Genomic DNA, 25,257 nt, shown 5'->3' on the forward strand with positions numbered 1-25,257 from the left:
TCCATCAGCGCCGAACGATAGGTTCAACTGCCGGACCCGGTCGACAACTTAGCGTTTCTCGACAGGCTGACAGCAACTTTGAGCGCCAAGATTCGTCCTCCAAGGTTAGCCAGAGCGAGCTTAAACGAGGACTTTTACCACACACGACATGGTGTGACGATGTCTTTTCCACCAGATTTCTTCGTGCGTTAGAGCGGATGCGTCTTCAGCACGGGCACGTGGACATGCAGCAGCCGACCCCCTCGCAGGGAGCCGTCGGGAGAGCTTCAAGGGGCCCACTGTCGGAAGAGGGTCGGCCCCTGGTACGCTGCGGCACCTGACTATTGGCAGGAAGGAAGGATCGGAAACCAAAGAGGGAAAACCTGTCCGCGCGCCCAAAAGCTCCTGTACCCCACCTTACGGCTTTTCCTGCGCGAGCTCCAGCTTGTCCGCCATGCGGGCAAGTTCAGGCAAGGACCTGGCACGCATCTTGTGCATGACTTGGCTGCGGTGAACTTTCACGGTAATCTCGCTCACACCCAGATCGCCTGCGATTTGCTTGTTGAGCCGTCCGGTTACCACCAAGGCCATCACCTCGCGCTCCCGCGGGGTCAGGCTATCGAAACGCCTGCGCAACTCCGCCAATGCCTTTTCATTTTCAAGCCACACGCGGTCGCGTGCGAGGCCGAGGTGAACGGCGTCTAGCAGATCCTGATCGCGAAACGGTTTCGTCAGGAACTCGACCGCGCCCCCTTTCATCGCTTGGACGGACATGGGAATGTCGCCGTGCCCGGTGATGAAGACGATCGGCAGCTGAATGTTTTCCCGCGATAACTCGAGCTGAAAGTCGAGACCGCTTTGCCCCGGCAGCCGGACATCGAGCACGAGACAGGTCGGTCCGTTGGGCCTCCCAGACCTAAGGAAGTCGCCCACCGAAGCGAGGAGCTTTACGTCGAAGCCAACGGACCGCAGCAGGCTGCCAAGCGCCTCGCGTATCGCCTGATCATCATCGATGACGATGACGGTTTCTGGTGCCTCGGCCATCGTCAGCCTCCCCCGAAATGAAACTGCCTCTTTTGGACGTGCGCTGTCTGAACGCGCTGCGGCAACGCCCGACCAGCAGAGCACCATTCACGCCACGCGCACACTCCTTGTTCTCTCCTCCCTTGCTGCATGTCTTTGTCCTCAAATCGATATCGATTCAATAACAAAGACATGCAGCAATTCAAAGTGCTGCAGCGACCTTTGCGCGTCTGATTAGACGCGCGGCGCCGTAGTCCCGGCACCGAGTGCCAGAATGCGCATCAAGCGCTTCGGAAACAAGGCCAGACGTCTCCGCGAGAACGTTCGCCATCCGCCTTCCGTCTTCGGTGGCGTGCCAGGGCCGCAGCAAGGCCGGCCACGTTCGCGACCCAGAACCATGAGGCAGGAACAGGCGAAGTACTTGCCGGGGATCGCCGCGAAGGCTGAACGTCGGTAGACGTCTGTATAAGTATTACGAACCGTTTGGCTGCTCCGCCGGCCTATATGTATAATCGAAAAGAGGGTCTCCCCCACACTATCATCGGGTCCAGCAGCAAGTCTGGCCGCCAGTGGCAGGCTGCTTCGAAACGGCAGTGGATGCCAGAGCCGTCGGGCATCACGCAGGCTGCACCAGGAGACCCCGATGAATCTCGCCTTCGCCAACCCCGCCTATTTCTGGTACGAAACGGCTCATCGGATGCTCACCCCGGCACGGGCAACGACGCGGGGAATGAAGGTCATATTCGGGAACCCGAGCAACCCCATCAGCCGCACGGTGTACGGCCGGACCATTGCAGCCGCCTGCGAACTTTTCGAGAACGCGACGCAGCGCTACGGCAAACCGACGTTCGGATTCTCCACCACTCTCGTCGACGGCCAACAGTGCTGTGTGAGCGAACGCGTCGTCTGGGAACGGCCCTTCGGCCGGCTGATCGCATTCGATCGAGATCTCGGGCAGCCAAGGCCGAAACCGAATGCTCCGATCGGGCAGATGATCCCGTTCGACCAGGCGCGGCACCGCGCGAAGCCGCAGCCAAAGCTGATGATGATCGCCCCCCTATCCGGCCATTTCGCCACCCTCCTGCGTGGCACAGTGGAAGCCTTTCTCCCAACCCACCAGGTCTTCATCACAGACTGGACCGACGCACGTATGGTGCCGCTTTCGCAGGGGCGGTTCGATCTCGACGATTACATCGACTACCTCATCGCCATGTTCCGGGCGCTCGGGCCTGATCTCCACATCTTGGCGGTCTGCCAAAGCTCGGTGCCGGTGATCGCCGCCATTGCCTCTATGGAGGCAGAGAACGACCCGCTCACGCCACGTTCCGTGACCCTCATCGCAGGCCCGATCGACGCCCGCCGTTCCCCGACGGCGGTGAACCGTTTCGCTGAGAAGCGCAGCATCGAGTGGTTCAGGAAACATTGCATCGCAAAGGTGCCCTCTGACTATCCGGGATCTCTGCGCGATGTCTATCCGGGCTTCATGCAGCTCTCCAGTTTCATGGCGATGAATATCGACCGGCATCTCACTGCGCATTGCAAGATGCTCAAGCATCTCGTCAATGGCGACGGAGAAGCGGCTGAGAAGCACCGGGACTTCTACGACGAATATCTGGCCGTCATGGACATGACTGCCGAATTCTACCTGCAGACGGTCGAACAGGTCTTCCTCCGCCATGATCTGCCCAAGGGCGCGATGATCCATCGCGGGAAACGGGTGGACCTGGGCGCGATCCGGCGATGCGCGATCATGGTCGTGGAGGGCGAGAAGGATGATATCACCGGCGTCGGCCAGACACGCGCGGCGCTCGAACTCACCCCCAATCTGCCGCGGGACAAAAAGGTCTACCATCTCCAGAAGGGGGCCGGCCATTACGGGGTGTTCAACGGCTCCCGCTTTCGTGCCGAGATCGCGCCCCGTATCACCCATTTCATCCTGGAACAGCAGATGCACGCAGGTTCCGAACGGGACATCGATCCGGGCGGCATGTCCGAGCGACGGCTGGACACCCCGGTCGCAGCGGCCACCGCAAGTCATGGCGAGGGTCAGGACCCTGCTGCAGGTTTCCTTGGATCCTAGCTGATTCAAGCATAAAAACATGCAGCATTTTCAACTTTCTACCTCGACCTTTGTGCGTCTGAAAAACGCACGGCGCTGCAGTCTATACCATCGTATAGCTTTCGATGCCGTGGTCGGCATATTAGGGTGATCCTACAACGTGGCCATGAAAATGGAATTTTGCACAACCCTGGCCGCGAATTGGGAGGCGGCGGTGCTGACCAACAAGCCTCTGATTGCGATTGTCGACGACGATGAGTCGATGCGGGAGGCTACAAAGGGTCTCATAAGATCGCTGGGTTTTGACGCCGATGTCTTTTCATCCGCAGAAGATTTCTTGAGGTCCCCCCATATCTCCTGCACGGCCTGCCTGGTGACGGACATCCATATGCCCGGAATGAGCGGGCTCGATCTGCACCGCCGACTCATTTCGTTGGGCGAGAATATTCCGACCGTTCTGATCACCGCCTTTCCGGATGAAAACGTGCACGCGCGTGAGTTGGGTCCGGGTATCGTGGGCCATTTAACAAAGCCGTTCGGCGAGCAGGACCTGCTGAACTGCATCCGTTCTGCGCTGGCGCGGTAGCTGTCGCTATCCAGTCAGGGCCAGCGGTCATTCTAGGTCGCGGGATGCTCACAGTGGGGGTCGCAGGTCCTCGCTTTAAGGTTTCACGCGCCAAGCCTCAGCCGCTCGGCGATGCGCCAAGCGCGCGGCGTCATGCCGTTGTGGCGGACGAAGAAGCGCGAGAAATAGGCCGGGTCGGAAAAGCCCAGGCGGAAACTGATTTCCTGCACGCTTGCGCGGGTAAAGACAAGCTCGCGCCGGGCGGCTGTGAGGAGCCTTGCGGCAATGATTTCCTGCACGCTTTTTCCTGTCATCGCTCGGGTGATGCGGTTGAGATGCGTCGGCGACAGGCTGAGTTCTCGCGCATAGAAGGCGGCCGGCTGGTGCGTGAGATAATGCTGCTGAAGGAGCGCGTCGAAGAGCTCCATCCGCCGCTCATTATTGGTTTCCCCCAGCCCCTTCTCGTTCGGCGGCGCTTGTGCAAGCCGCTCCGTCAAGGTCAAAACGGTCATCAGATAGCTGTCGAGGAGTACGGTGCGGTGGCTGCGCCGCCCCTCCCATTCTGCCGCAAGACGCTTCAATGTGTCGGCGATATATCGCCCGTCTTCTCCATCACCGAGCGGCGTCAGGCGCGGTGCGGCCAGCCATGCACCCAGCCTGCTTCGTCCGCCCGAAGCCGGCAGATGGGATGCGAGAACCGTGAAGACGAAGCCGTCCACGTCGCGAGAGAAACGAAAGCCGTGACTGGCGCCCGCCGGGACGGTGACGATCGCCGGCGGCAAGATCGCCTCTGACCGGCCGCCGAAGGTCGCATCGCCGGAGCCGCCGGCGATGTACAGGATCTGAAAGAAGTTCTCGTGTCGGTGCAGTCCGATCTCCCAATGGTGAAGGCTGCTGCGCGACGGGATCGTCTCGCAATGCAGCCAAAATTCCGGCCGTTCTCCGAATTCTTCGCCATAGAGCTCATAGGTCGGGACGGGGCGCTTCATCGGACTCTCTCGGGATCAATGTTCGATTTGTGCAATTTATTGGCGGAAAAGTCCATTGAGGCGCGTGCCGACGATGCGCAGAATTTGACAAGTGTCAGGCCCCGATGGCGGCAGGACATCGACCGGGCCGACAGGCCGGTAAGGGAGGAAAGCATGCGTACACGGGTCGCCGTCATCGGCTCCGGGCCGTCAGGCCTGCTGCTCGGGCAATTGCTCACCCGGGCGGGGATCGACAACGTCGTTCTCGACCGTGCGAGCAAGGACTACATTCTCGGCCGGGTACGGGCCGGCGTGCTCGAGGAGGGCACGGTTCGGCTGATGGACGAGGCGCATTCCGGCGCCCGCATGCATGCGGAAGGCCTGCCGCATGACGGCTTCTCGCTCGCCTTCGATGGCCGCGATCACCGCATCGACCTCGTCGGCCTGACCGGCGGAAAGCGAGTGATGATCTATGGCCAGACCGAACTCACGCACGACCTGATGGACCATCGCGAAAAGGCGGGAGCGTTGTCGATCTACGAGGCGGCGAACGTGACGCCGTGCGACTTCGAAGGACATGCCCCCTACGTCACCTATGAAAAGGACGGCGTCACCCACCGCATCGACTGCGATTTCGTTGCCGGATGCGACGGCTTTCATGGAGTGAGCCGCAAGTCGGTACCGGAGAAGGCGATCCGCACTTTCGAGAAGGTCTACCCCTTTGGCTGGCTCGGCATTCTCGCCGACGTGCCGCCGGTGAGCCACGAACTGATTTACGCCAATCACCCACGCGGCTTCGCACTCTGCTCGATGCGATCGACGAGCCGCAGCCGCTATTACATCCAGTGCTCGCTCGATGAGCACATCGATGAATGGACCGACCAGCGCTTCTGGGACGAATTGCGGCGCCGGCTGCCGGCTCACCATGCCGAGCGCATGGTCACCGGGCCCTCCTTTGAAAAATCGATAGCGCCGCTACGCTCCTTCGTCGCCGAGCCGATGCGGTTCAACCGGCTGTTTCTCGTCGGCGATGCCGCCCATATCGTGCCGCCTACCGGTGCCAAGGGGCTGAACCTTGCAGCGAGCGACGTGCACTACCTGTTCGAGGCCCTGCTCGAGCACTATCAGGACCGCTCCAATGCCGGTCTGGATGCCTATTCGGCGAAAGCCCTGGCGCGCATCTGGAAGGCGGTTCGCTTTTCCTGGTGGATGACGACGATGATGCACCGCTTCCCCGACACCAGCGATTTCGACCAGAAGATCCAGGAAGCCGAGCTCGACTATCTCACCCATTCGCGGGCTGCGGCGACGGCATTGGCGGAAAACTACGTGGGCTTGCCGTTCTGAAGGGGAAGACAGTTGGTTATGGAAAAATATTGTTCATTGAGATAACAATATCCCTGCATAACAAATTGATGAGGGAGGAAGTGCGATGATCGAAGGGCATGTGGCCGTGGTGACGGGAGCGGGCAGCGGCCTTGGGGCGGCGACAGCGCGGCACCTTGCCGGGCTCGGCGCCAAGGTCGCCTGCATCGATTTGATCGAGGATGCGGCGGCGGCTGTTGCGGCCGATATCGGCGGATTGGCCTTGGGCGCGGACGTGTCCGACGCGGCGGCAGTGGAGGCTGCATTCGATCGTATCTTGGGCACGCTCGGCGTGCCGCGCGTCGCCGTCTCATGCGCCGGCATCGGAACGGCGGCCCGCATTCTGCCGCGGAACGGCAGCCTCACCGTGGGCCAGTTCGAGCGCACGCTCCGGGTCAATCTCGTGGGTACCTACACCGTGATGAGCATTGCTGCGCGGGCAATGGCGGCGGCCGAGCCGCTCGACAGGGATGGAGCAAGGGGTGTCATCGTCAATACCGCCTCGATCGCCTATCAAGACGGACAGATCGGGCAGGCCGCCTATTCCGCCTCAAAGGGCGGAGTGGCGTCGATGACGCTGCCGGCCGCCCGCGAGCTGGCGCGCTTCGGTATCCGGGTCATGACCATCGCTCCGGGACTGTTCGAAACCGCCATGAGCGCGGGTCTGCCCGACGACGCCCGTGCAGAAATCCTCAAGGCGGTGCCGTTCCCTGCAAGGATGGGCGACGCGAACGAATTCGCCCGGCTGGTGCAATGCATCGTCGAAAATCCAATGCTGAACGGCTCGGTGATCCGCCTGGATGCGGCCGTGCGCATGCCCATCAAATAGGAGATGCACTTGTCACAGGCGCATGTCACACCCAAGGACGCAGCACCGATCCTGACCGTCGAGATCGAGGGTCCGCTGGCCATCCTGACCATGAACCGGCCCGAGAAGCGCAATGCAATGTGCGACGCGCTGCTCGATGCGATCGACGCATTTTTTTCCAGGCCGCCCCAGGGGGTCCGTGTCGTCATTCTGACCGGCACGGCGGGACACTTCTGTTCGGGGCTCGATCTCAGCGAGCATGTGGCCCGCGATGCCGAGGGCACGATGCGACATTCGCGCAATTGGCACCGGGTGATGGATCTCGTTCAGTTTTCGGGCCTGCCGGTCGTTTCGGCCATGTCCGGCGCCGTCATCGGCGGCGGACTGGAGCTTGCGGCCTCGACGCATGTGCGGATTGCCGAACCCTCCACCATCTTCCAGCTGCCGGAGGGGCGGCGCGGCATCTATGTCGGCGGCGGCGCCAGCGTCCGCATCGGCCGCATCCTCGGCTCCGACCGGATGTGCGAGATGATGCTGACCGGTCGTAAATACGGCGCCGAGGAAGCACTGGCATTGGGCCTCGCCCATTATGCGGTGGGCGAAGGCGAGGCGATGTCGCTCGCGCGCGAGCTGGCCCTGAAGATCGCGGAAAATGCCCAGCTATCGAATTTCATGATGATCCAGGCGATCAGCCGGATTTCCGACATGTCGCGCAGCGACGGCCTCTTTACCGAAAGCCTGGCGGCCGCCGTATCGCAGACCAGTGCGGATGCACAGGAAGGCCTGCGGGCCTTCCTAGAAAAGCGGAAGCCGGAGTTCCGGTAGATCGCGGGACAGAGTGAAAGGTCGAGATAGAGGAGGAATATCGATGACCAGCTTTACAAGACGGACAATCTTGGCCTCGATCGGGGCGGCTCTGACCGCGCCCGCAATCCTGACGCGGGCGCATGCCGCCGAAGTGACCCTTCGGCTGCATCATTTCCTGCCGGGCGTCGCCCCGATGCAGACGAAGTTCTTCGAGCCATGGGCCGCCGAACTGACCGCCGCCTCGAACGGGGCGATCGAGGTCCAGATTTTCCCGGCCATGCAGCTTGGCGGCAAGCCGCCGCAGCTTGCCGACCAGACGCGGCAGGGCATTTGCGACATCGCCTGGACGCTGCCGGTCTATACGCCCGGCCGGTTTCCGGTTGCCGAGACCATGGCGAATCCCTTCATGGTGACCAACGCCGAGAAAACCTCGGTGGCCATGCACAAGCTCATGGACGAGTTCGGGCAGAACGAATACCGCGGTATGAAGGTTCTGGCCTTCCACACCCACGATGGCGGCAAGCTGCACACCCGCAACGCGCCGGTGCGGAGCAAGGCCGATCTGAAGGGCCTGAAGCTCAGGGCGCCGAACCAGTCGACCGGCGATCTCTTGACCAATCTCGGTGCGGAGGTGGTCTTCTTCCCGGTGACGGAAATGGTGGTGGGTCTCTCGAACGGCGTGATCGACGGTTGTTGCCTGCCCTATGAAGTCGTCCCCGCCTTCAAGCTGCAGGAACTGACCTCCTACAGCGCGGCGCCGGCGCCGGCGGCACGCGGGCTCTATGCCAATACCTTTGCACTGGTCATGAACCAGGCCAAATACGAAAGCCTTTCGGACGATCTGCGCGGCGTCATCGACGCTGCCTCCGGCATGACGCTGTCGCATCGGCTCGGCAAGCAGTTCGATGAATTCGAGGCCTTCGGCAAGTCGGTGGTCGAGAAGCAGGGCAATCAGATCGCCGAGATTCCCACAGAGGAAATCGCGGCCTGGCGCGAGGCCGCCGCGCCGATCTATGACGCCTGGATCGCCAAGCTCAACGATGCGGGCCACGATGGCGCCGCCATCATGGCCCGTGCGAACGAACTGCTCGACGAGGGCTGACCATGGCGGAACGCTTTCGCATCGAGGGCGAGCAGGGGGGAGATTCCCTCCTGTTCCGGCTGCTCTATGTCGCCTGTACCGCGCTCGCAGGTCTTGGCGGGCTGGTCGTTCTCGGCGCCGCCTTGATGGTGACCCTGTCGGTTGCCAGTGCGACCCTGGGCCTCGGCGCCATTCGCGGCGAGTTCGAACTGGTGGAGCTCTCCTGCGCGGCCTGCGCCTCCTTGTTTCTGCCGCTGTGTCAGCTGGTGAAGGGACATGTCATGGTTGACGTGTTCACCAACTGGTTGCCCGGCGCGACCAACCGCACCATCGACGCGATCTGGACGGCGATCTTCGCGCTCGCCTGGTCCTTCCTGTGCTGGCGGCTCCTTGAAGGCCTGGTCGAAGTGCGTGGCTATGGTGACCGGACGATGCTCCTCAGCGCCCCGATCTGGTGGGTCTACACTCCGGCGGTCCTGGGCACCGGACTGTCGGCCGTCGTTGCGACCCTGCAGGGACTTTCAACGCTGTTCCCTCGCACTTTCCGGATAAGGACTGCTGCATGACTCCTTTTGCCATCGCGATCATCCTGGTCGTCGCGTTATTCCTTCTGATCTTCATTCGCATGCCGATCGCCCTCGCCATGGGACTGGTGGGCGCGGTGGGCTACGTCCAGCTGAGCTCGACGGCGAGCCTGTTGGCATATCTGAATACGGCCTGGGTCGACAAATTCATGTCCTACGACTTCGCCGTCGTTCCGCTCTTCATCCTGATGGGGCATCTGGCGACGAATTCCGGCATCTCCGCATCGATCTTCGCGGCGGCGCGCGCCTGGATCGGGCATCTGAACGGAGGCCTTGCGATGGCGGCGGTCGCGGGTTGCGCACTTTTCGGCTCGATCTCAGGCTCGTCGCTCGCAACTGCCTCGACCATGACGCGCGTGGCCATGCCGGAGATGCGCAAACACGGCTTTTCCAGCGCACTTTCCTCCGGAGCGCTGGCGGCGGGGGGAACGCTGGGCATCCTCATCCCGCCTTCCGTGGTTCTGATCATCTATGCACTGCTGACCGAGCAGAACATCGTCAAACTGTTCCTCGCCGCAACCGTTCCCGGCATATTGGCCGTCATCGGCTTCATGCTCGCCATTTCGGTCTATGTGCGGCTCTATCCCGAAGAGGGGCCGACCAGCGAGCGCGCAGACCTGCGTCAGCGGCTGCGGTCGCTGCGCGGCATCTGGCACGTGGTCCTGATCTTCGCGATCGTGCTCGGCGGCATCTATGGCGGCTTCTTCACCCCGGCGCAGGGAGCGGCGGTGGGAGTCGTGCTGACCCTGATCCTCGGGCGTCTGAAGGGCAAGCTCACTGCCCTGTCGGTCATCGACAGCCTGATCGACACCGCCGGATCGACCGCGATGATCTTCGCGATCGTCTTCGGGGCCGATCTGTTCAACGTGGCGCTGGCGCTCAGCCGCATGCCGGTCGAGGTGGCCGGGTTCTTTGCCGGCTCGGGCATTCCGCCGATGCTGGTCCTGCTCTCGATGGTCGTCTTCTATCTCGTCATGGGCTGCCTGATGGACAGCCTGTCGATGATCCTTTTGACCGTACCCGTCTTCTTCCCGACGATCATGGCCCTCGATTTCGGTCTGACCCCCGAGCACCTGGCAATGTGGTTCGGAATCCTCTCCCTCATCGTCGTCGAGATGGGCCTGATCACGCCGCCGGTGGGCATGAACCTCTTCGTCATCTCGGCCCTGGCCAAGGACATCCCGATGACCGAGATCTTCCGAGGCACGCTGCCGTTCATCATTGCCGAATTCACCCGCATTGCCGTCATCATCAGCTTTCCGGCCCTGAGCTACTGGCTCGTTGATGTCGTCGCGAACTGAGGAGGCCCGACCATTCCTGCGACCGCCAATTCTGATCCAGTCACGGATGCCGTGGAGCCGGACGACAGGCTGCTCCGCCAGTTCGTGGGATACAGTATCAAGCGAGCGTTCATTCCGGTCCAGGAGGACGTGAGCGACACCCTCGCACCGCTGGGACTGCGGGTCGGTACGTTCTCGGCGCTTGCGGTCGTCGTCGCGAGCCCCGGCATCTCTCAGACCCAGCTTTCCCAGATCCTGAATATCAAGCGTTCCGGCGTCGTGCTCGTCGTGGACGAACTGGAGGGAATGGGTGCCGTGGAGCGAATGCCGGTCGAATCCGACCGGCGCGCCTATGCGCTGCAGGTAACGGCGGAAGGACGGGAACTGTGGCAACGGGCCGAATTCGCCGTTCGGGCGCACGAGGCGGCACTTTTTTCCGAACTCAACCCGGAGGAACTGCGTGTCCTTCGGGGCTTGCTTGACCGCGCCGCCCGCGGGGCGCGGCGCCGACGGGGGGAAAGGCAATGATCGACGCGATGACCGGGCTGCGGACTGTCCCGCATTCCGTTTCCATGCGCCAGCTCCCGGGGCATCTGCTCCTGACCTCGAACCTGCCGCTCGATCCGGTCGCAAGGCGTACCGCCGACTGGCTGCACCGCTGGGCCGAGCAGGCGCCCCAACGGGTGTTTCTTTCCGAGCGTGCCGGCGAAGGCTGGCGCGACATCACCTACGCCGAGACGCTCGGGCATGTGCGGGCCATTGCCGCCGCGCTTATCGCACGCGGTCTCGGCCAGGAAACGCCCATCGCGATCCTCTCCGGCAACTCCGTCGACCACGCGCTGCTTTCCTTCGCTGCACAATATGCCGGCGTGCCGACGGTGCCGCTCGCCGAGCAGTATTCGCTGATCCCGGAGGCCCATGCGCGGCTCGTCTACGTCATCGAGAAGGTCCGGCCGAGGCTCGTCTTCGCCGACGATGCGGGGCGTTATGCCGGCGCGCTGGCCCTGCCGCAGTTCGACGGCATCGAGATCGTCGCGACCAGAACCGAAGGCGCCTCCAGGCCCGTCACTCCCTTCGCGGAGCTGCTCGAAGGAGACACGGCGGCCGATATCGACGGGCGCCTTGCCACGGTCGGCCCGGATACGGTCGCCAAGATACTCTTCACCTCCGGATCTTCATCCGACCCGAAGGGAGTGCTGACCACCCAGCGCATGCTGTGCGCAAACCAGTCGCAGATGGCCTCCGTCCTGCCCTTTCTCAAGGACCGGCCGCCGCGCATCTGCGATTGGCTGCCCTGGAACCATGTCTTCGGCGGCTCGCACAACGTCAACATGATGCTGGCGCATGGCGGAACGCTGACCATCGACAACGGCAAGCCGACCGGGACGCTGTTCAGCGAGACGGTACGCAACATCATTGCAAGAGCCGGAACGCTCTCTTTCAACGTGCCGGTCGGCTTCTCCATGCTGGTACGCGAAATGGAAACCAACGATGCCCTTCGCCAAGCCTATTTCCGCGATCTCGACATGATCTTCTATGCCGGCGCGTCGCTGCCGCAGGACGTCTGGACCCGCCTGGAGACGATGGCCATGGAGGTTCGCGGGCGCCTCCCGCTTATGATCTCGAGCTGGGGCATGACCGAGACGGCGCCGGCCACCATCATGGTGCACGAGCCCATCGGGCGTTCGGGCGTCGTCGGCGTGCCGCTGCCGGGAACCGAGGTCAAGCTGATCCCCGACGGCGACATGCGTTGCGAGTTGCGCGTGAAGGGACCGAACATCATGCCGGGATATTTCGGCGACCCGGCCAAGACCGCCGAGGCCTTCGACGAGGAGGGCTTTCTGCGGACCGGGGACGCGGTCCGGTTCGTCAGCAACGACGATCCCGACCGCGGCCTCACTTTCGACGGCCGCGTTTCGGAGGATTTCAAGCTCCAGACCGGCACCTGGGTCCAGGCTGGCAAGCTACGGCTGCAAGCACTGGAGGCCCTGCGGGGGCTGGTTCAGGATGTGGTGGTCTGCGGCCATGACCGCGATGCGATCGGACTTTTCATCTTTCCGCGCCCCGATCAGCTGCGCGGCGAGAACAGTTCGGATGGCGCCGTTATCGATGCGGCGCTGCAGGCCAGGATCGAGGCGCGGCTGCGCGACATGGCCGCGGCGGCCACCGGATCGGGCCGGCGCATCAGCCGCGCGATCATCCTTTCAGAGCCGCCTTCGCTGAAGGATGCGGAGATCACCGACAAGGGCTCGCTCAACGTCCGCAAGATCATCATGCGCAGGGCCACACTGCTCGAGCGCCTCTATGACAACGAAGACCCGGCGCTGATACGCGTCTGACGGAGGTTAGAATGGTGGATTTTGCCAAGGTCCGCGCGATCGACATCCATACCCACGCCGAAGAGCCCTGCGGCTGTCACGCGGATGATGGTTATGATGAGCTGCAGTCAACGATGGCGAGCTATTTCGGCGCTCCATGGAAGCACCCTCCGACCATTCCGGAGACGGCCGCGCACTACCGCGCCATGAACATCGCCGCGGTGATCTTCCCGGTCGACGCCGAACGTGAAACGGGCTATCGCCGTTACTCCAACGACGAGGTGCTCGAACTCGTCAAAGAGAACGATGACGTCCTGATCCCCTTCGCCTCGATCGACCCCTGGAAGGGGAAGATGGCCGTGCGCGAGGCGCGCCGGCTGATCGAGCAGCACGGCATCAGGGGGTTCAAGTTTCACCCCACCATGCAGGGCTTCTATCCGAATGACCGGATGGCCTATCCCTTCTACGAGGTGCTGGCCGAACACGGCTGCGTCGCACTTTTCCACACCGGACAAACGGGTGTGGGGTCCGGCATGCGCAGCGGCAACGGGATGCGCCTCAAATACTCCAACCCGATGTACCTCGATGACGTCGCGGTCGATTTTCCCGACATGAACATCATCGCGGCCCATCCGAGCTTTCCCTGGCAGGAAGAGGCAATTGCCGTCGCGCAACACAAGCCGAATGTCTATATCGACCTCTCGGGATGGTCGCCGAAATATTTCCCGCCGATCTTGGTGCGCTACGCCAACAGCCTTTTGAAGAAGAAGATGCTTTTCGGCTCGGACTGGCCGATGATTGCGCCCGAGAAATGGCTCGATGCCTTCGACAAGGCGGATTTCAAGGACGAGGTGCGGCCGCTCATTCTCAAGGAGAATGCGATGCGGCTCCTCGGTGTCGGCAGGTGATTCCCTTCACCGCGCCGGTCGAAGGCGCGACTGACCCGGCCACGTTTTCCTGCAGCGGATTTTGCGCGTCTTATTGGACGCGCAAAGGCCGCTGCAGCACTTTGAATTGCCCCTAGACTATCTTACCAAGTGGGACGTTCAAACTTGTCGATGGTGTCGGCGGTGATCTTGTCGATGGCGATCTCTTGCACGTCCGGCGCTCATCGATCCGGTGCGCTGGATAACCGGCAATGCGGTGAAGCAAGTGGGCGAGCCAGGCCTGCGGATTTTTTTGTAGCTCGTTGAAAGATCAAAGTGGATGAAAAAGCTCAGCCTCGACGCGACCGATATTCGCATCCTCAGTGCGGTACAGAAACATGGGCAGCTCAGCAAAACCAAACTGGCCGAGATCGTCAACTTGTCGGCGACGCCGTGCTGGGCGCGTTTGGCCAGGCTGAAAGGGGCTGGATACATCCGGGGTTACCACGCCGATGTTGCCCTTGAGCGCATCGTCGATTTTACCCAGGTCGTCGTCACCGTCTCGCTGACACAGCACCGAAAGGTCGATTTCGACAGGTTCGAGGACCGCATTCGGAAGCAGGACGAGATCGTCGAATGCATCGCGACTGGCGGCGGCATGGATTATGTTCTGAAGATCTTCACCCCGACCCTGTCCGCTTTTCAGGAGTTGATGGAAACCCTGCTTGCCGAGGAACTGGGGATCGGTCGGTACATGACCTATATCGTCACGCGCGAGGTCAAATTCACGCAGCCCAACCTGACGGATCTGGCGACAAGAAGCGGTCATTTGAAAGCAAGAGACTGAACGGTCTTTCCGGCGCCCGCACAAAAGCCCTTTTGGTCTTTCCGGGACGTGTTTTCAGTCCGCAAGTCCACCACATCCCAAGCTAATTGTTCTTCCACGGCAGCAGGCCGCTGGTGCAGAAGGGTGATACCATGACACAATCGAACGACTTTGGGTTCGGCACGCAGATCCGCAAATCCCCCTATTTCGATGCAACCGTCCGCTGGGGCGCCAAGGGATTCTCGGTCTATAATCACATGTACATCCCGCGTGATTTCGGTGACCCGGAACAGAATTTCTGGAACCTTGTGAATGACGCGATCCTGTGTGACGTGGCGGTCGAGCGCCAGGTCGAGATCGCCGGTCCAGATGCCGCCAAATTCGCGCAAATGCTGACGCCGCGCGATCTGTCGAAAATGGCCGTCGGGCAGTGCAAGTACATCCTGATCACCAATGCCGATGGCGGCATCCTGAACGATCCGATCCTCCTGCGTCTGGGCGAAAACCACTTCTGGATCTCGCTGGCCGACAGCGATATTCTGCTTTGGGCTCAAGGCGTTGCCGTGCACTCCGGCATGGATGTCACGATCCGCGAGCCTGATGTGTCGCCCCTGCAATTGCAGGGCCCGAAATCGGGCGAGATCATGAAGGCGCTCTTTGGCGACAGCATCATGGACCTGAAATACTACTGGCTGCGCGAGGTCGATCTGGACGGCATCCCGCTGATCGTGTCGCGCACCGGCTGGTCGAGCGAACTGGGCTACGAGCTCTACCTGCGGGACGGGTCGCGCGGGGACGAGCTGTGGGAGAAGATCATGGCGGCAGGCGCCCCCTTCGGTCTGAAGCCGGGCCACACCTCTACGATCCGCCGGATCGAAGGCGGCATGCTCTCGTATCATGCCGATGCCGATATCCACACCAACCCGTTCGAGCTAGGGCTTGATCGATTGGTGAACCTCGACATGGAGGCCGATTTCATCGGCAAGGCCGCGCTGCGCCGCATCGAGGACGAGGGTGTTCGCCGCAAGCAGGTGGGTCTTGTCATCGACGGCGCACCGCTGAAGGGACCCAACACCACCTCCTGGACGATCAACAAGGACGGTGCCGTGGTCGGCAAGGTCACCTCGGCTATCTATTCGCCGCGACTGAAGCAGAACATCGCCCTCGCAATGGTCTCGGTTGAGATCCCCGGGATGGGAGCCGATCTTGAGGTGATGGCGCCGTCTGGCCCGACGCGCGCAGTGGTCGTTGATATCCCCTTTTTCGACCCCAAGAAATCGCTTGCAGCCGCGTGACAGCCGGAAGGGAGCTTCGCCACATGTCCGAACTTTCGATCCAGCTGCATTGGCAGCGCATTGAGCCGGAACTGAAACCCGGCGCCTATTCGGCCGAACATACCGTTCAGTACAACAACAAATTTCACGTTCAGGTGGACGCCGCCCCGGATTGGGGCGGCGACCCCGCCAACACCAACCCCGAACAGGCCCTCGCCTCGGCGCTTTCGAGTTGCCACATGATGACCTTTCTTGCCCTCGCGGCCAAGGCCGGCTGGCCGGTGGCCACCTATCACGACTACGCGGTCGCACATCTTGGCAAGAACTCCAAGGGACAGATGTCGGTGACCCGTATCGATCTGCATCCGGTGGTGCGCTTCGACACCGGCTTTCAGGTCAGTGCAGCGGAAATGGAGCAGATGCAGGACCGCGCGCATCGCTATTGCTTCATCGCCAACACGCTGGCCGACAGCGTCGGTGTCAACATCCTGTAACAGCCGTAAAGGAACGGACCCGTGCAAGACAGCGATATCCTGCTGCGTGATCTTGATGACAGTGGCATCCTGCGCCTGACGCTGAACGATGCCGGTCGGCGCAACGCTTTGTCCGAGGCAATGCTGTCCGAACTGGGCGCCGCTTTTGCGCAAGCGGGGACCGACCCGGCGGTGCGTGTGATCATTCTGGCCGCGAACGGGCCAGCCTTCTGCGCCGGCCACGACCTGAAGGAAATGACCGCCGCGCGCGCGAATCCGGATCGCGGACGGGCTTATTTCAGTAAGGTCATGCCCATGTGTTCGGGCGTCATGCAGACAATTGTCAACTGCCCCAAGCCCGTCATCGCCGAGGTTGCAGGCATTGCAGCGGCGGCGGGCTGCCAGTTGGTCGCCAGTTGCGATCTGGCGGTTGCGGCGGACACCGCCCGGTTCAGCACGCCGGGCGTTCATATCGGTCTGTTCTGCTCGACCCCGATGGTCGCCCTCTCACGCAACGTGGCTAACAAGCACGCAATGGAAATGCTGCTGACGGGCGAAATAACCGGGGCCGCCCGCGCGGCCGAAATCGGGCTGGTCAACCGAACCGTGGCGCCTGAAGCCTTGCGCGACGCAACCACTGAAATGGCGCGCAAGATCGCGTCCAAGTCGAGCATGACGCTGGCCATCGGCAAACGCGCTTTCTATGCACAGCGCGAGATGCCGCTGTCCGAGGCATATGATTACGCCTCGCAGGTGATGGTCGAAAACATGCTCGCCCGGGACGCCGAAGAAGGCATCGGCGCTTTCATCGAAAAACGCGCGCCCCAATGGCAGGATCAGTGAGGTCCGGCATGGCAAACTCGTACAAAACCGATCTGGACCGTACGCCGGCCAATTTTCAGCCGCTGACCCCGCTGGGCTTCCTCGAACGCGCGGCCAGCGTCTTTCCGGATCACACTGCGATCGTGCATGGCGCGCTGCGCCGCACCTATGCCGAATTCTATGCGCGCTCGCGGATGCTTGCCTCGGCATTGGCCGGACATGGGATCGGGCGCGGCGACACGGTGTCGGTGCTGCTTCCCAACACGCCGCCGATGCTCGAATGCCACTACGGCGTGCCGATGTGCGGCGCGGTTCTGCATTCGATCAACACCCGCCTGGATGCGGCGATCATCGCATTCCAGCTTGATCACGCGATGTCCAGGTTCGTGATCGTGGACAGGGAGTTCATGCCGCTGATGCAAGAGGCGCTTGCCATTGCCAGTGTCGAGCCCGTGTTGATCCAATGCGACGATCCGGAATATGCTGGGCCGGCGCCCACCACCGAAGCGGCCGATTACGAGGCGTTCCTGTCAGAGGGCGACCCCGACTTTGCCTGGCTGATGCCCGAGGACGAATGGGATGCGATCTCGATCAACTACACCTCGGGCACGACCGGCGACCCCAAGGGTGTGGTATCCCATCACCGGGGGGCCTACCTGCTTGCTCAGGGCAATGCGCTGACCACCTCTATGCAGAAACACGCGGTCTATCTTTGGACCCTGCCGATGTTTCATTGCAACGGCTGGTGCTTCCCCTGGACAATGTCGGCCATCGTCGGCACCCATGTCTGCCTGCGGCAGGTGCGGCCTGAACCGATCTGGAACGCGCTGGCCTGCGAAGGTGTCACCCATCTGTGCGGCGCGCCCGTCGTGATGTCGCTACTGATCTCGGCCCCGGACGCGGTGAAACGCGATCTGGACCGATCCGTGCGGTTCTTTACCGCCGCCGCTCCGCCGCCAGAGTCGGTGCTGACCGAGATGAAGGATGCAGGGTTCGATGTGACGCACCTGTATGGGCTGACGGAAACCTATGGGCCTGCGGTCGTCAACGACTGGCATCAAGGCTGGTCAGATCTGGACCCGGCCAGGCAGGCTGCGCTGAAGGCCCGCCAAGGTGTGCGCTACCTGCCGCTGGAACAGCTTGACGTGCTTGATCCCGACACGATGCTGCCCGTGCCACGCGACGGCCAGACGATGGGAGAGGTCATGTTCCGCGGCAACGTCGTGATGAAGGGCTATTTCCGCAATCCCGCGGCTACGCAGAAAGCCTTTGCCGGCGGCTGGTTCCATTCTGGTGATCTGGGTGTCATGCATCCCGACGGGTATATCCAACTCAAGGACCGGTCAAAGGATGTCATCATTTCGGGCGGCGAGAACATATCTTCGATCGAGGTCGAGGAAGTGCTCTACCGCCATCCCGCGGTTGCCGTTGTCGCCGTCGTGGCGATGCCACATGACAAATGGGGCGAGGTGCCCTGCGCCTTTGTCGAGCTGAAAACGAATTCGACGGTCGACGAGGCCACGCTGATCGGCTTTTGCCGCCAGAACCTGGCCGGGTTCAAGGCGCCGAAACGCGTGGTCTTCCAGGAGCTTCCCAGAACATCGACAGGGAAGATCCAGAAATTCGCCCTGCGCGAGCAAGCCCGCGGGCTCGCCGCCTGAACGCCACGTCCGAGGACCGCGAGGTGGCAGGCACGGCAAGTGCTGAGGGATGTGCAGACGGGGACGGAATGACGATCCTGCGGTTGGGCTACGACCACCAGCCCATGCTCTCTTCAAGCCGCACCGACCAGGTAAATCAGGGTGAGGCTGAGCGTCGAGATAAACAGCCAGGCCACCGCGCCCAGAACAAGAGGAAATCCCCTTGAGCCGCAGTTTCCGTATATCCGTTTCCAGCCCCATTGCCGCCAGCGCCACAGCCAGCAGGAAGGCAGTCGCGGTTACGATCCGGCAGTGCCATTCGGTCGGCACCTGCACCGCCGAGTTCAGCAGCATTACGCCGATAAAGCCGAAAACGAACCATGGCACAGGCGGTTTTGTAGCGGCCTGATCATTTGCGCGCCGCATAGCGTAGCGAGTGCGCCCAATGCCAGGATCGCCGGGGCAAGCAGGATTACCCGGCTCAGCTTGGTGATGGTGCCCATCTGGCCGGCGACCTCGCCTTGCGCGAAAGCTCTCCGACAGCCTGCGCAACTTCGTGAACTCTGGAACCGATCCATAGTCTAAATCGAGGTCGATTGAAGGAGAGATGCAGCGCGCCCCGCCCGCAGGTCACGCGAACCGCACGGCGCTTTTCGCGCGCGCTTTCGCGGCTTCTTCCTCACGGTTGCGTGGCGGTTGGGATGTCTCCAGAGAACCGAGCAGCTCGCGGGCGCATTCCGCGATTGAACGCACGGCGTGATCGAACGCCGCTTCATTACGCTTCGACGGCCTGATCGTACCGGATAGCTTGCGCACGAACTGGAGCGCAGCATCGTGGATCTCCTGGTCAGTCGCCGGCGGTTCGAAATTGAACAGCGTTCTTATGTTTCTGCACATGCCTTGCTCCCGGTCATCCTCGTCTTCAAATAGTTTGCGGTGGACCGCGGCCGGTAAAGCCCAATCCCGGCAGCCGGCCTATTCGGCGGCAGTCCTCCGTCGCGGCAACACCCAGTCGGGGCGCGGATAATGGCAGGTGTAACCGTTGGGATAGCGCTGCAGATAATCCTGATGCTCCGGCTCCGCCTCCCAGAAGTCCCCGATCGGGCAGACTTCGGTCACGACCTTGCCCGGCCAAAGTCCCGACGCCTCGACGTCTGCGATGGTGTCCTCGGCTATTCGCTTCTGCTCATCGTCGGCATAGTAGATCGCGGAGCGGTAGGAGAGGCCGATGTCATTGCCCTGCCGATTTCTGGTGGTCGGATCATGAATCTGGAAGAAGAACTCCAGAATCTGCCTGTAGCTGATGGTTTCAGGATCGAAGACGATTTCGATCGCCTCGGCATGGGTGCCGTGATTGCGATAGGTCGCGTTCGGCACGTCGCCGCCGGTGTAGCCGACGCGGGTCGATATAACCCCCGGGAGCTTGCGGATCAGATCCTGCATCCCCCAGAAGCAGCCGCCGGCCAAAACAGCTTTCTCGGTCATTCAGATTTCCTCCACCTGGTCGATGAACGCGCCATAGCCCTCGGCTTCCATTTCCTCGCGTGGAATAAAGCGCAGGGCAGCGGAATTGATGCAATAGCGAAGTCCGCCGCGGTCTGGCGGGCCATCGGGAAACACATGGCCGAGGTGACTGTCGCCATGCGCGGAGCGCACCTCGGTGCGGATCATACCATGGGAGCTATCCCGCAATTCGTTGATGTTTGCCGGTACGATCGGCTTGGTGAAACTCGGCCAGCCGCAGCCGGAATCGAACTTGTCGGACGAAGCGAACAGCGGTTCGCCGGAAACGACGTCGACATAGATCCCCGGCCTTTTGTTGTCGCAATATTCCCCCGTGAAAGGGCGTTCGGTGCCGTTCTGCTGCGTCACACGATATTGCTCGGGCGAAAGCTTCCTGATGGCCTCGTCGGTCTTTGCATAGTTCATTGCCTATCTCCGTCCTCGCATCTGCTTCCTGAATATGGCGATTGCCCACGAGGATTTCCAATGCGGGACGTGCATGGATTCAATGCCCCCGGGAGAAGGCCTTCCGATCTTTGCCGATCTGGTCTGGCTCATTGGCTGCTCTCATCTTCACCGCCGTCGACATTGAGATAAGCGAGGACCACGAGACTGCTCAGATTGATGACGCTCAGAACGACCGCGACGTTCAGGTTTCCCAGTCCGACGGCCGCGCCGATGGCGCCGGCATTCCAGATGCTGGCGGCGGTAACAAGTCCCTTCACATTGTGCCGCAGCTTGACGATCGCACCGCCTCCTATGAAACCCACGCCGGTCACGACGCCCTGGAGCACGCGCGCCTGAGCTTCCGCACTCCCCGGAAAGTCGGTGTTGACGACGAGCGCGAAGCCGCAGGCCGCCACGGCGACGATCGGAAGGGTCCTGAAGCCGACGCTGTAGCGGCCGCGTCCCCTTTCCCATCCGATCGGAAGGGCCAACGTGAAGGCAATCAGGATCTTGGTCAGATCCTGAATCAGGCGGTCGAGATCAAAACCCAGCTCCATTTTCGCTGCACCCACCCGGAAACGGCCTATGGCGCCGCCGCGTTATGCGGAGGCCGAACCAGCTCCAACCGGAGTGCGCCGGATAGGTTCCCAGGACGCGCCCGCATGCACGCCTTCTCTGCCGCGCACTGTATGCCCGCCCCTCAGCGGCCGAGGACGGAATGGATCGCATCGGCTGCTGCCTCGACCACGATATCGGCTTCCTCGCGCGTCAGGCAGAGCGGCGGCGCGAAACCGAGGATGTCGCCCTGCGGCATGGCGCGGCCGAGGACGCCGCGCTCGGCGAGCGCCGTTGCAACCTGCGGCCCGATCTTGCGCCCGGGATCGAAGAACCTGCGATCGTCGCGGTCCTCGACGAATTCGACCGCTGCCATCAGGCCGTCGCCGCGCACCTCGCCGACATGGGCGTGGTCGCCAACCGCCTTTTGCAGTTCGGCTCGGAAATAGGTCCCCGTCGAACCCGCATTCTCGACGATGCCGAGCTCATCGATCAGCTCGAGATTGGCGATGCCGGCGGCGGCACAAATCGGGTGCGCCGAATAGGTCCAGCCATGGCCGATCGGACCGAGCTCGTCCGAGCCCTTCACCAGCACCTGCCAGACGCCGTCGGAGACGATCGAGCCGGAAAGCGGCGCGTAGGCCGAGGTCAGCCCCTTGGCAATGGTGATCAGGTCCGGCTTGATGCCGTAGTGATCGGCGCCGAACATCGTGCCGAGGCGGCCGAAACCGGTCACGACCTCGTCGGCGACGAGCAGGATATCGTATTTCCGGAGCACCGCCTGGATCTTCTGCCAATAGCCCTTTGGCGGCGGCACGATGCCGCCGGTGCCGAGGATCGGCTCGCCGATGAAGGCGGCGACCGTCTCCGGCCCTTCGGCGACGATCATCTCCTCGAGCTTATCGGCGCAATATTGCGAGAACTGCTCTTCGCTCATCGCGCGATCGGGACGGCGGAAATAATAGGGCGCCTCCGTGTGCAGGATCGGCGCACGCGGCAGGTCGAAGGCGTTGTGGAAGAGGTGAAGGCCTGTCAGCGATCCGGTCATCACGCCCGAGCCGTGATAGCCGCGCCAGCGCGAGATGATCTTCTTTTTCTCCGGCCGGCCGAGAATGTTGTTGTAGTACCAGATGAGCTTGATGTTGGTCTCGTTGGCGTCCGAGCCGGAAAGCCCGAAATAAACGCGGGACATCCCTTCCGGCGCCCGCTCGATGATCATCTTGGAAAGCCGGATCGAAGCTTCCGTGCCGTGGCCGACATAGGCGTGATAATAAGCGAGATTCTTTGCCTGTTCGGCAATCGCCTCGGCAATCTTCTGGCGGCCATAGCCGACATTGACACAGTAGAGGCCGGCAAAAGCGTCGAGGCTACGCTTGCCGGCAATATCGGTGATGTAGACGCCTTCGCCGCCAGCGATCACGCGGCTTGCACTCTCGCCGCGCGCGTGCATGCCCATATGGGTGGAGGGATGGAAAAAGTGGTCGCGATCCCAGGCGGTGAGTTCGTTGCTTCTTTCGAGCATGGTCTTTCCTTTCGCGGTCAGGCAGCGGTGTCGATGCAGAGATATTTGAGCTCGGTGAAGGCCTCCATGCCGTGACGGGAGCCCTCGCGGCCCAGGCCGGATTGCTTCCAGCCGCCGAAGGGGATCGGTCCGCCGGTGATCTTCACCCGGTTGATCGCGACCATCCCGTATTCCAGCGCCCGGGCGAGCCGCATCTGGCGGGCGCCGTTTTCGGTGACGACATAGGCGACGAGCCCGTACTCGGTGTCGTTGGCACGATCGATCACTTCGTCCTCGCTGTCGAAGCCGGTGACGGCCGCGACCGGGCCGAATGTCTCCTCACGCATGATCAGCGCCTCGTCGGGCACGTCGGCCAGCAGCGTCGGCTGGAAGAACAACGGCCCTGCCGGGTGGCGCCGGCCGCCGGCGACGAGCCTTGCTCCCCGCTTCAAGGCGTCGGCCACGTGCTCTTCGACCTTGGCGATGGCCCGCGCATGCATCAGGGGTCCAATGTCGGTGCCGGGCTCGAGGCCGGGGCCCGTCTTCAGGCGCGCGATCCGCGCTGCGAAAGCCTCCTCAAAGGCGTTGAGGATCGGTCGTTCGACGTAGATGCGATTGGCTGCGAGACAGTCCTGCCCGGAGGTCGCGAACTTCGCCGCGACCGCAATGTCGGCTGCCTTCCCGACATCGGCGTCGGCAAAGACGATCAGCGGGGCCTGGCCGCCGAGCTCCATCACCAGCCGCTTCATCGTCGGCGCGGAGCTCGCCGCGATGAGCCGACCGATCTCAGTCGACCCGGTGAAGCTCATCGCGCGGACGCGGGCGTCTTCGCACATGTGCCCGACGACCGTCGACGCCTTTCCCGGAACGACATTGAATACGCCCGGCGGGAGACCGGCGCGTTCGCCGAGTTCGGCAAGGGCCAGAGCCGAAAGAGGCGTTTCGGAAGAGGGGTGCGAAATGACGGTGCAACCGGCCGCAAGTGCGGCAGCCGCCTTGCGGGTGACCATGGCGGAGGGAAAGTTCCAGGGCGTGACGATGCCGACGACGCCAAGCGCTTCGCGGCGCACGATCATCTCCGCGCCCGGCAGATGGCTCGTCACGCTTTCGGCGTTGAGACGCTTGCCTTCCTCGGCATACCACTCGATGAACGAGGCGGCGTAGTCGATTTCGCCACGCGATTCCGCAAGCGGCTTGCCCTGCTCCAGCGTCATCAGCAGGGCAAGGTCCTCCTTGGCGGCAAGCATCAGTTCGTACCACTTGCGCAGAATGGCGGCCCGTGCTTGCGGCAGCATGCTGCGCCATGCGGGGAATGCCTTGGCAGCGGCATCGATGGCCTCGGCCGTCTGGGCCTCATCGACCGAAGCGACGAAGGCGAGCGCCGCGCCGCTGGCCGGATCGTCCACTTCGATACACTTGCCGTCGCGTCCGCCAACCCAACGGCCGCCGACATAGGCGAGCTCACGCAGCAATTGCCGGTCGTTCAGCTGCTTCAGGGCTTCGTGAAACGCGGTTCGGGCAAAGACTGCGGTCATGGCGGGTCTCCTCGGTCTGGTCTCCACAAGTTTGCCAGCCTTGCCGCGAGAGATTGACCAAACACCCGGTGCGAGCCGGAGACTTTGACCAAAGTAGCGGCGGTCGCGAGAGAGATTGTCTCCGCGTCCAGGAAAATCGCTTCAGGTTGTGGAACAGAAGCTCTCCTCGGCCGTTGTGCGAAACACGTCTCCGCGTGAACGAGGGAGGATTGCGCCATGAATCCGTCATTGCCCCATCGCCCCGCCGCCACGGCTGATGAGCACATCCTGACCGTGCAGGAGGCGCTGGAGCCGCTGTATGTCGAGCTAGAGCAAGAGGTGGAAGCCGCGCTCATCGAGGCGGCGATTTCCGCCGGCTGGTCCGCCGACGAAGCGCTCGAGGCGATCGACGAATTGAAGCGGCACGACATTTTGGACGATCACACAAGCTAGCGCAAAGCCCCCGGGTCATCGGCGGGCTGCCTGGCTCCATCCTTTTCAATTCACCTGAGGCAAGAGCGAGTCGAGCGGCAGCACGGCCTCTTCCTTGACCGTTTTGGTGACGATGTAGGTGAAATAGCGGTCGATGCCGATGTCCCGGCCGAGCAGCTCGTCGACAAGTCGCTGATAAGCATCGATGTCGGCCGTCACCACCTTGAGCATATAGTCCACCCCGCCGCCGACCGACCAACAGGCGACGATCTCGGGAGTGGAGGCGATCGCGCGCTCGAAGCGGTCGAAATCCGCCTGGCGATGGTTGCCCAGCGTCACCTCGACGAAGACGCTCGCAACCGGTGCAACACGGCGGAGCGCCAGCCGGGCGTGATAACCGGTGACGATGCCGGCCTTTTCGAGCTTCCTGAGCCGCACCCAGCACGGTGTCGGCGACAGGCCGGCTTTCTCGGCGAGCGCCAGCTTGGTAATGCGCCCGTCGGCCTGAATCGCCTCCAGGATGCGCAGATCGATGGCGTCGAGTTTCATTGGCTGGCTTTCGAGGCT

At 62.3% G+C, this 25,257-nt stretch carries 26 protein-coding genes and 1 pseudogene; 17 read left to right on the plus strand and 10 right to left on the minus strand.

The window, feature by feature from the left end; translation table 11 throughout:
* Positions 1–396 precede the first annotated feature (396 nt).
* The gene (locus tag AC4P1R_RS23295) at positions 397–1,023 is read right to left on the minus strand and encodes a response regulator transcription factor (protein ID WP_151612749.1); all 627 of its coding nucleotides are present in this window, start codon (positions 1,021–1,023) and stop codon (positions 397–399) included.
* Between the two features lie 622 nt (positions 1,024–1,645).
* Between AC4P1R_RS23295 and AC4P1R_RS23300 the strand changes: the two genes are divergently transcribed.
* Together AC4P1R_RS23300 and AC4P1R_RS23305 are read left to right on the plus strand one after the other, a co-directional pair.
* Positions 1,646–3,082: a polyhydroxyalkanoate depolymerase gene (locus AC4P1R_RS23300; RefSeq protein ID WP_492177994.1), complete on the plus strand. Its 1,437-nt coding sequence runs from the start codon at positions 1,646–1,648 to the stop codon at positions 3,080–3,082.
* A gap of 193 nt (positions 3,083–3,275) precedes the next feature.
* Positions 3,276–3,647 carry a response regulator transcription factor gene (locus AC4P1R_RS23305; protein ID WP_069457693.1) on the plus strand — a complete coding sequence of 124 codons (372 nt, stop codon included), beginning with the start codon at positions 3,276–3,278 and terminating at the stop codon, positions 3,645–3,647.
* 83 nt (positions 3,648–3,730) lie between these two features.
* On the opposite strand, the gene AC4P1R_RS23310 is transcribed toward AC4P1R_RS23305, so the two are convergent.
* Entirely contained in the window at positions 3,731–4,615 is an 885-nt protein-coding gene (locus tag AC4P1R_RS23310; RefSeq protein WP_151612752.1) for a helix-turn-helix domain-containing protein, read from the minus strand.
* Between the two features lie 153 nt (positions 4,616–4,768).
* Here AC4P1R_RS23310 and pobA point away from each other — a divergent pair, with 153 nt between their 5' ends.
* The 14 genes from pobA (at position 4,769) to AC4P1R_RS23380 (ending at position 18,759) form a co-directional block, all read left to right on the plus strand.
* Positions 4,769–5,941 carry a 4-hydroxybenzoate 3-monooxygenase gene (gene pobA, locus AC4P1R_RS23315; RefSeq protein WP_151612754.1) on the plus strand — a complete coding sequence of 391 codons (1,173 nt, stop codon included), beginning with the start codon at positions 4,769–4,771 and terminating at the stop codon, positions 5,939–5,941.
* Between the two features lie 85 nt (positions 5,942–6,026).
* Entirely contained in the window at positions 6,027–6,788 is a 762-nt protein-coding gene (locus AC4P1R_RS23320) for an SDR family NAD(P)-dependent oxidoreductase (RefSeq protein WP_492177995.1), read from the plus strand.
* A gap of 9 nt (positions 6,789–6,797) precedes the next feature.
* Positions 6,798–7,592, plus strand: coding sequence for a crotonase/enoyl-CoA hydratase family protein (locus AC4P1R_RS23325; RefSeq protein WP_492177996.1), 795 nt, complete (start codon positions 6,798–6,800; stop codon positions 7,590–7,592).
* Positions 7,593–7,635: 43 nt separating this feature from the next.
* Positions 7,636–8,676, plus strand: coding sequence for a TRAP transporter substrate-binding protein (locus tag AC4P1R_RS23330; protein ID WP_492177997.1), 1,041 nt, complete (start codon positions 7,636–7,638; stop codon positions 8,674–8,676).
* A 2-nt stretch (positions 8,677–8,678) separates the two neighbouring features.
* Positions 8,679–9,221: a TRAP transporter small permease gene (locus AC4P1R_RS23335; protein ID WP_492177998.1), complete on the plus strand. Its 543-nt coding sequence runs from the start codon at positions 8,679–8,681 to the stop codon at positions 9,219–9,221.
* On the plus strand, positions 9,218–10,540 hold the full coding sequence (locus AC4P1R_RS23340) for a TRAP transporter large permease (RefSeq protein WP_492177999.1): 1,323 nt from the start codon (positions 9,218–9,220) through the stop codon (positions 10,538–10,540). Before AC4P1R_RS23335 ends, AC4P1R_RS23340 begins: the two co-directional genes overlap by 4 nt.
* A gap of 129 nt (positions 10,541–10,669) precedes the next feature.
* A complete protein-coding gene (locus tag AC4P1R_RS23345; protein ID WP_207544016.1) occupies positions 10,670–11,047 on the plus strand; it encodes a MarR family winged helix-turn-helix transcriptional regulator in 378 nt (125 codons plus the stop codon).
* Complete coding sequence (locus AC4P1R_RS23350; protein ID WP_083265263.1) at positions 11,044–12,858, plus strand: feruloyl-CoA synthase; 1,815 nt, start codon at positions 11,044–11,046, stop codon at positions 12,856–12,858. Before AC4P1R_RS23345 ends, AC4P1R_RS23350 begins: the two co-directional genes overlap by 4 nt.
* Before the next feature lie 11 nt (positions 12,859–12,869).
* On the plus strand, positions 12,870–13,745 hold the full coding sequence (locus AC4P1R_RS23355) for an amidohydrolase family protein (RefSeq protein ID WP_492178000.1): 876 nt from the start codon (positions 12,870–12,872) through the stop codon (positions 13,743–13,745).
* 298 nt (positions 13,746–14,043) lie between these two features.
* Positions 14,044–14,550 (plus strand): Lrp/AsnC family transcriptional regulator, encoded by a 507-nt coding sequence (locus tag AC4P1R_RS23360; RefSeq protein WP_492178001.1) that lies wholly within the window; start codon positions 14,044–14,046, stop codon positions 14,548–14,550.
* 131 nt (positions 14,551–14,681) lie between these two features.
* Positions 14,682–15,824, plus strand: coding sequence for a glycine cleavage T C-terminal barrel domain-containing protein (locus tag AC4P1R_RS23365; RefSeq protein WP_492178002.1), 1,143 nt, complete (start codon positions 14,682–14,684; stop codon positions 15,822–15,824).
* Positions 15,825–15,847: 23 nt separating this feature from the next.
* Positions 15,848–16,297 carry an OsmC family protein gene (locus AC4P1R_RS23370; RefSeq protein ID WP_492178003.1) on the plus strand — a complete coding sequence of 150 codons (450 nt, stop codon included), beginning with the start codon at positions 15,848–15,850 and terminating at the stop codon, positions 16,295–16,297.
* 21 nt (positions 16,298–16,318) lie between these two features.
* Complete coding sequence (locus AC4P1R_RS23375; protein WP_492178004.1) at positions 16,319–17,119, plus strand: enoyl-CoA hydratase; 801 nt, start codon at positions 16,319–16,321, stop codon at positions 17,117–17,119.
* Positions 17,120–17,127: 8 nt separating this feature from the next.
* On the plus strand, positions 17,128–18,759 hold the full coding sequence (locus AC4P1R_RS23380) for an acyl-CoA synthetase (protein ID WP_492178829.1): 1,632 nt from the start codon (positions 17,128–17,130) through the stop codon (positions 18,757–18,759).
* A gap of 258 nt (positions 18,760–19,017) precedes the next feature.
* Here the strand turns inward: AC4P1R_RS23380 and AC4P1R_RS23385 are convergent.
* From AC4P1R_RS23385 to AC4P1R_RS23415, 7 genes and pseudogenes are all read right to left on the minus strand, one after another.
* Positions 19,018–19,164 (minus strand): annotated as a pseudogene (locus AC4P1R_RS23385) (YeiH family putative sulfate export transporter); the annotation flags it as partial.
* Between the two features lie 204 nt (positions 19,165–19,368).
* Positions 19,369–19,635, minus strand: coding sequence for a DUF2277 domain-containing protein (locus AC4P1R_RS23390; protein WP_492178005.1), 267 nt, complete (start codon positions 19,633–19,635; stop codon positions 19,369–19,371).
* A gap of 78 nt (positions 19,636–19,713) precedes the next feature.
* Positions 19,714–20,223: a peptide-methionine (S)-S-oxide reductase MsrA gene (msrA, locus tag AC4P1R_RS23395; protein ID WP_492178006.1), complete on the minus strand. Its 510-nt coding sequence runs from the start codon at positions 20,221–20,223 to the stop codon at positions 19,714–19,716.
* A complete protein-coding gene (gene msrB, locus AC4P1R_RS23400) occupies positions 20,224–20,667 on the minus strand; it encodes a peptide-methionine (R)-S-oxide reductase MsrB (RefSeq protein WP_492178007.1) in 444 nt (147 codons plus the stop codon). It abuts the gene before it with no gap.
* A gap of 128 nt (positions 20,668–20,795) precedes the next feature.
* Entirely contained in the window at positions 20,796–21,245 is a 450-nt protein-coding gene (locus tag AC4P1R_RS23405) for an MgtC/SapB family protein (protein ID WP_492178008.1), read from the minus strand.
* Positions 21,246–21,388: 143 nt separating this feature from the next.
* Complete coding sequence (locus AC4P1R_RS23410) at positions 21,389–22,765, minus strand: aspartate aminotransferase family protein (RefSeq protein WP_492178009.1); 1,377 nt, start codon at positions 22,763–22,765, stop codon at positions 21,389–21,391.
* Positions 22,766–22,782: 17 nt separating this feature from the next.
* Positions 22,783–24,279 (minus strand): NAD-dependent succinate-semialdehyde dehydrogenase, encoded by a 1,497-nt coding sequence (locus AC4P1R_RS23415; RefSeq protein ID WP_492178010.1) that lies wholly within the window; start codon positions 24,277–24,279, stop codon positions 22,783–22,785.
* Positions 24,280–24,495: 216 nt separating this feature from the next.
* Between AC4P1R_RS23415 and AC4P1R_RS23420 the strand changes: the two genes are divergently transcribed.
* Positions 24,496–24,711 carry a hypothetical protein gene (locus tag AC4P1R_RS23420; RefSeq protein ID WP_069457600.1) on the plus strand — a complete coding sequence of 72 codons (216 nt, stop codon included), beginning with the start codon at positions 24,496–24,498 and terminating at the stop codon, positions 24,709–24,711.
* Positions 24,712–24,756: 45 nt separating this feature from the next.
* Here AC4P1R_RS23420 and AC4P1R_RS23425 read toward each other — a convergent pair whose 3' ends face one another.
* Entirely contained in the window at positions 24,757–25,239 is a 483-nt protein-coding gene (locus tag AC4P1R_RS23425; protein WP_069457599.1) for an Lrp/AsnC family transcriptional regulator, read from the minus strand.
* Positions 25,240–25,257 lie beyond the last annotated feature (18 nt).

Source organism: Sinorhizobium sp. Y406 (assembly GCF_058732025.1).

Excerpts from the sequence above, each read along its gene's own strand:
- AC4P1R_RS23295 (WP_151612749.1), bottom strand. The coding sequence starts at position 1,023 with ATGGCCGAGGCACCAGAAACCGTCATCGTCATCGATGATGATCAGGCG.
- AC4P1R_RS23380 (WP_492178829.1), top strand. The coding sequence starts at position 17,128 with ATGGCAAACTCGTACAAAACCGATCTGGACCGTACGCCGGCCAATTTT.
- AC4P1R_RS23350 (WP_083265263.1), top strand. The coding sequence starts at position 11,044 with ATGATCGACGCGATGACCGGGCTGCGGACTGTCCCGCATTCCGTTTCC.
- AC4P1R_RS23370 (WP_492178003.1), top strand. The coding sequence starts at position 15,848 with ATGTCCGAACTTTCGATCCAGCTGCATTGGCAGCGCATTGAGCCGGAA.
- AC4P1R_RS23320 (WP_492177995.1), top strand. The coding sequence starts at position 6,027 with ATGATCGAAGGGCATGTGGCCGTGGTGACGGGAGCGGGCAGCGGCCTT.
- AC4P1R_RS23310 (WP_151612752.1), bottom strand. The coding sequence starts at position 4,615 with ATGAAGCGCCCCGTCCCGACCTATGAGCTCTATGGCGAAGAATTCGGA.
- AC4P1R_RS23425 (WP_069457599.1), bottom strand. The coding sequence starts at position 25,239 with ATGAAACTCGACGCCATCGATCTGCGCATCCTGGAGGCGATTCAGGCC.
- msrA (WP_492178006.1), bottom strand. The coding sequence starts at position 20,223 with ATGACCGAGAAAGCTGTTTTGGCCGGCGGCTGCTTCTGGGGGATGCAG.
- pobA (WP_151612754.1), top strand. The coding sequence starts at position 4,769 with ATGCGTACACGGGTCGCCGTCATCGGCTCCGGGCCGTCAGGCCTGCTG.
- AC4P1R_RS23410 (WP_492178009.1), bottom strand. The coding sequence starts at position 22,765 with ATGCTCGAAAGAAGCAACGAACTCACCGCCTGGGATCGCGACCACTTT.
- AC4P1R_RS23365 (WP_492178002.1), top strand. The coding sequence starts at position 14,682 with ATGACACAATCGAACGACTTTGGGTTCGGCACGCAGATCCGCAAATCC.
- AC4P1R_RS23340 (WP_492177999.1), top strand. The coding sequence starts at position 9,218 with ATGACTCCTTTTGCCATCGCGATCATCCTGGTCGTCGCGTTATTCCTT.
- AC4P1R_RS23300 (WP_492177994.1), top strand. The coding sequence starts at position 1,646 with ATGAATCTCGCCTTCGCCAACCCCGCCTATTTCTGGTACGAAACGGCT.
- AC4P1R_RS23420 (WP_069457600.1), top strand. The coding sequence starts at position 24,496 with ATGAATCCGTCATTGCCCCATCGCCCCGCCGCCACGGCTGATGAGCAC.
- AC4P1R_RS23405 (WP_492178008.1), bottom strand. The coding sequence starts at position 21,245 with ATGGAGCTGGGTTTTGATCTCGACCGCCTGATTCAGGATCTGACCAAG.
- AC4P1R_RS23360 (WP_492178001.1), top strand. The coding sequence starts at position 14,044 with ATGAAAAAGCTCAGCCTCGACGCGACCGATATTCGCATCCTCAGTGCG.
- msrB (WP_492178007.1), bottom strand. The coding sequence starts at position 20,667 with ATGAACTATGCAAAGACCGACGAGGCCATCAGGAAGCTTTCGCCCGAG.
- AC4P1R_RS23415 (WP_492178010.1), bottom strand. The coding sequence starts at position 24,279 with ATGACCGCAGTCTTTGCCCGAACCGCGTTTCACGAAGCCCTGAAGCAG.
- AC4P1R_RS23390 (WP_492178005.1), bottom strand. The coding sequence starts at position 19,635 with ATGTGCAGAAACATAAGAACGCTGTTCAATTTCGAACCGCCGGCGACT.
- AC4P1R_RS23335 (WP_492177998.1), top strand. The coding sequence starts at position 8,679 with ATGGCGGAACGCTTTCGCATCGAGGGCGAGCAGGGGGGAGATTCCCTC.
- AC4P1R_RS23355 (WP_492178000.1), top strand. The coding sequence starts at position 12,870 with ATGGTGGATTTTGCCAAGGTCCGCGCGATCGACATCCATACCCACGCC.
- AC4P1R_RS23330 (WP_492177997.1), top strand. The coding sequence starts at position 7,636 with ATGACCAGCTTTACAAGACGGACAATCTTGGCCTCGATCGGGGCGGCT.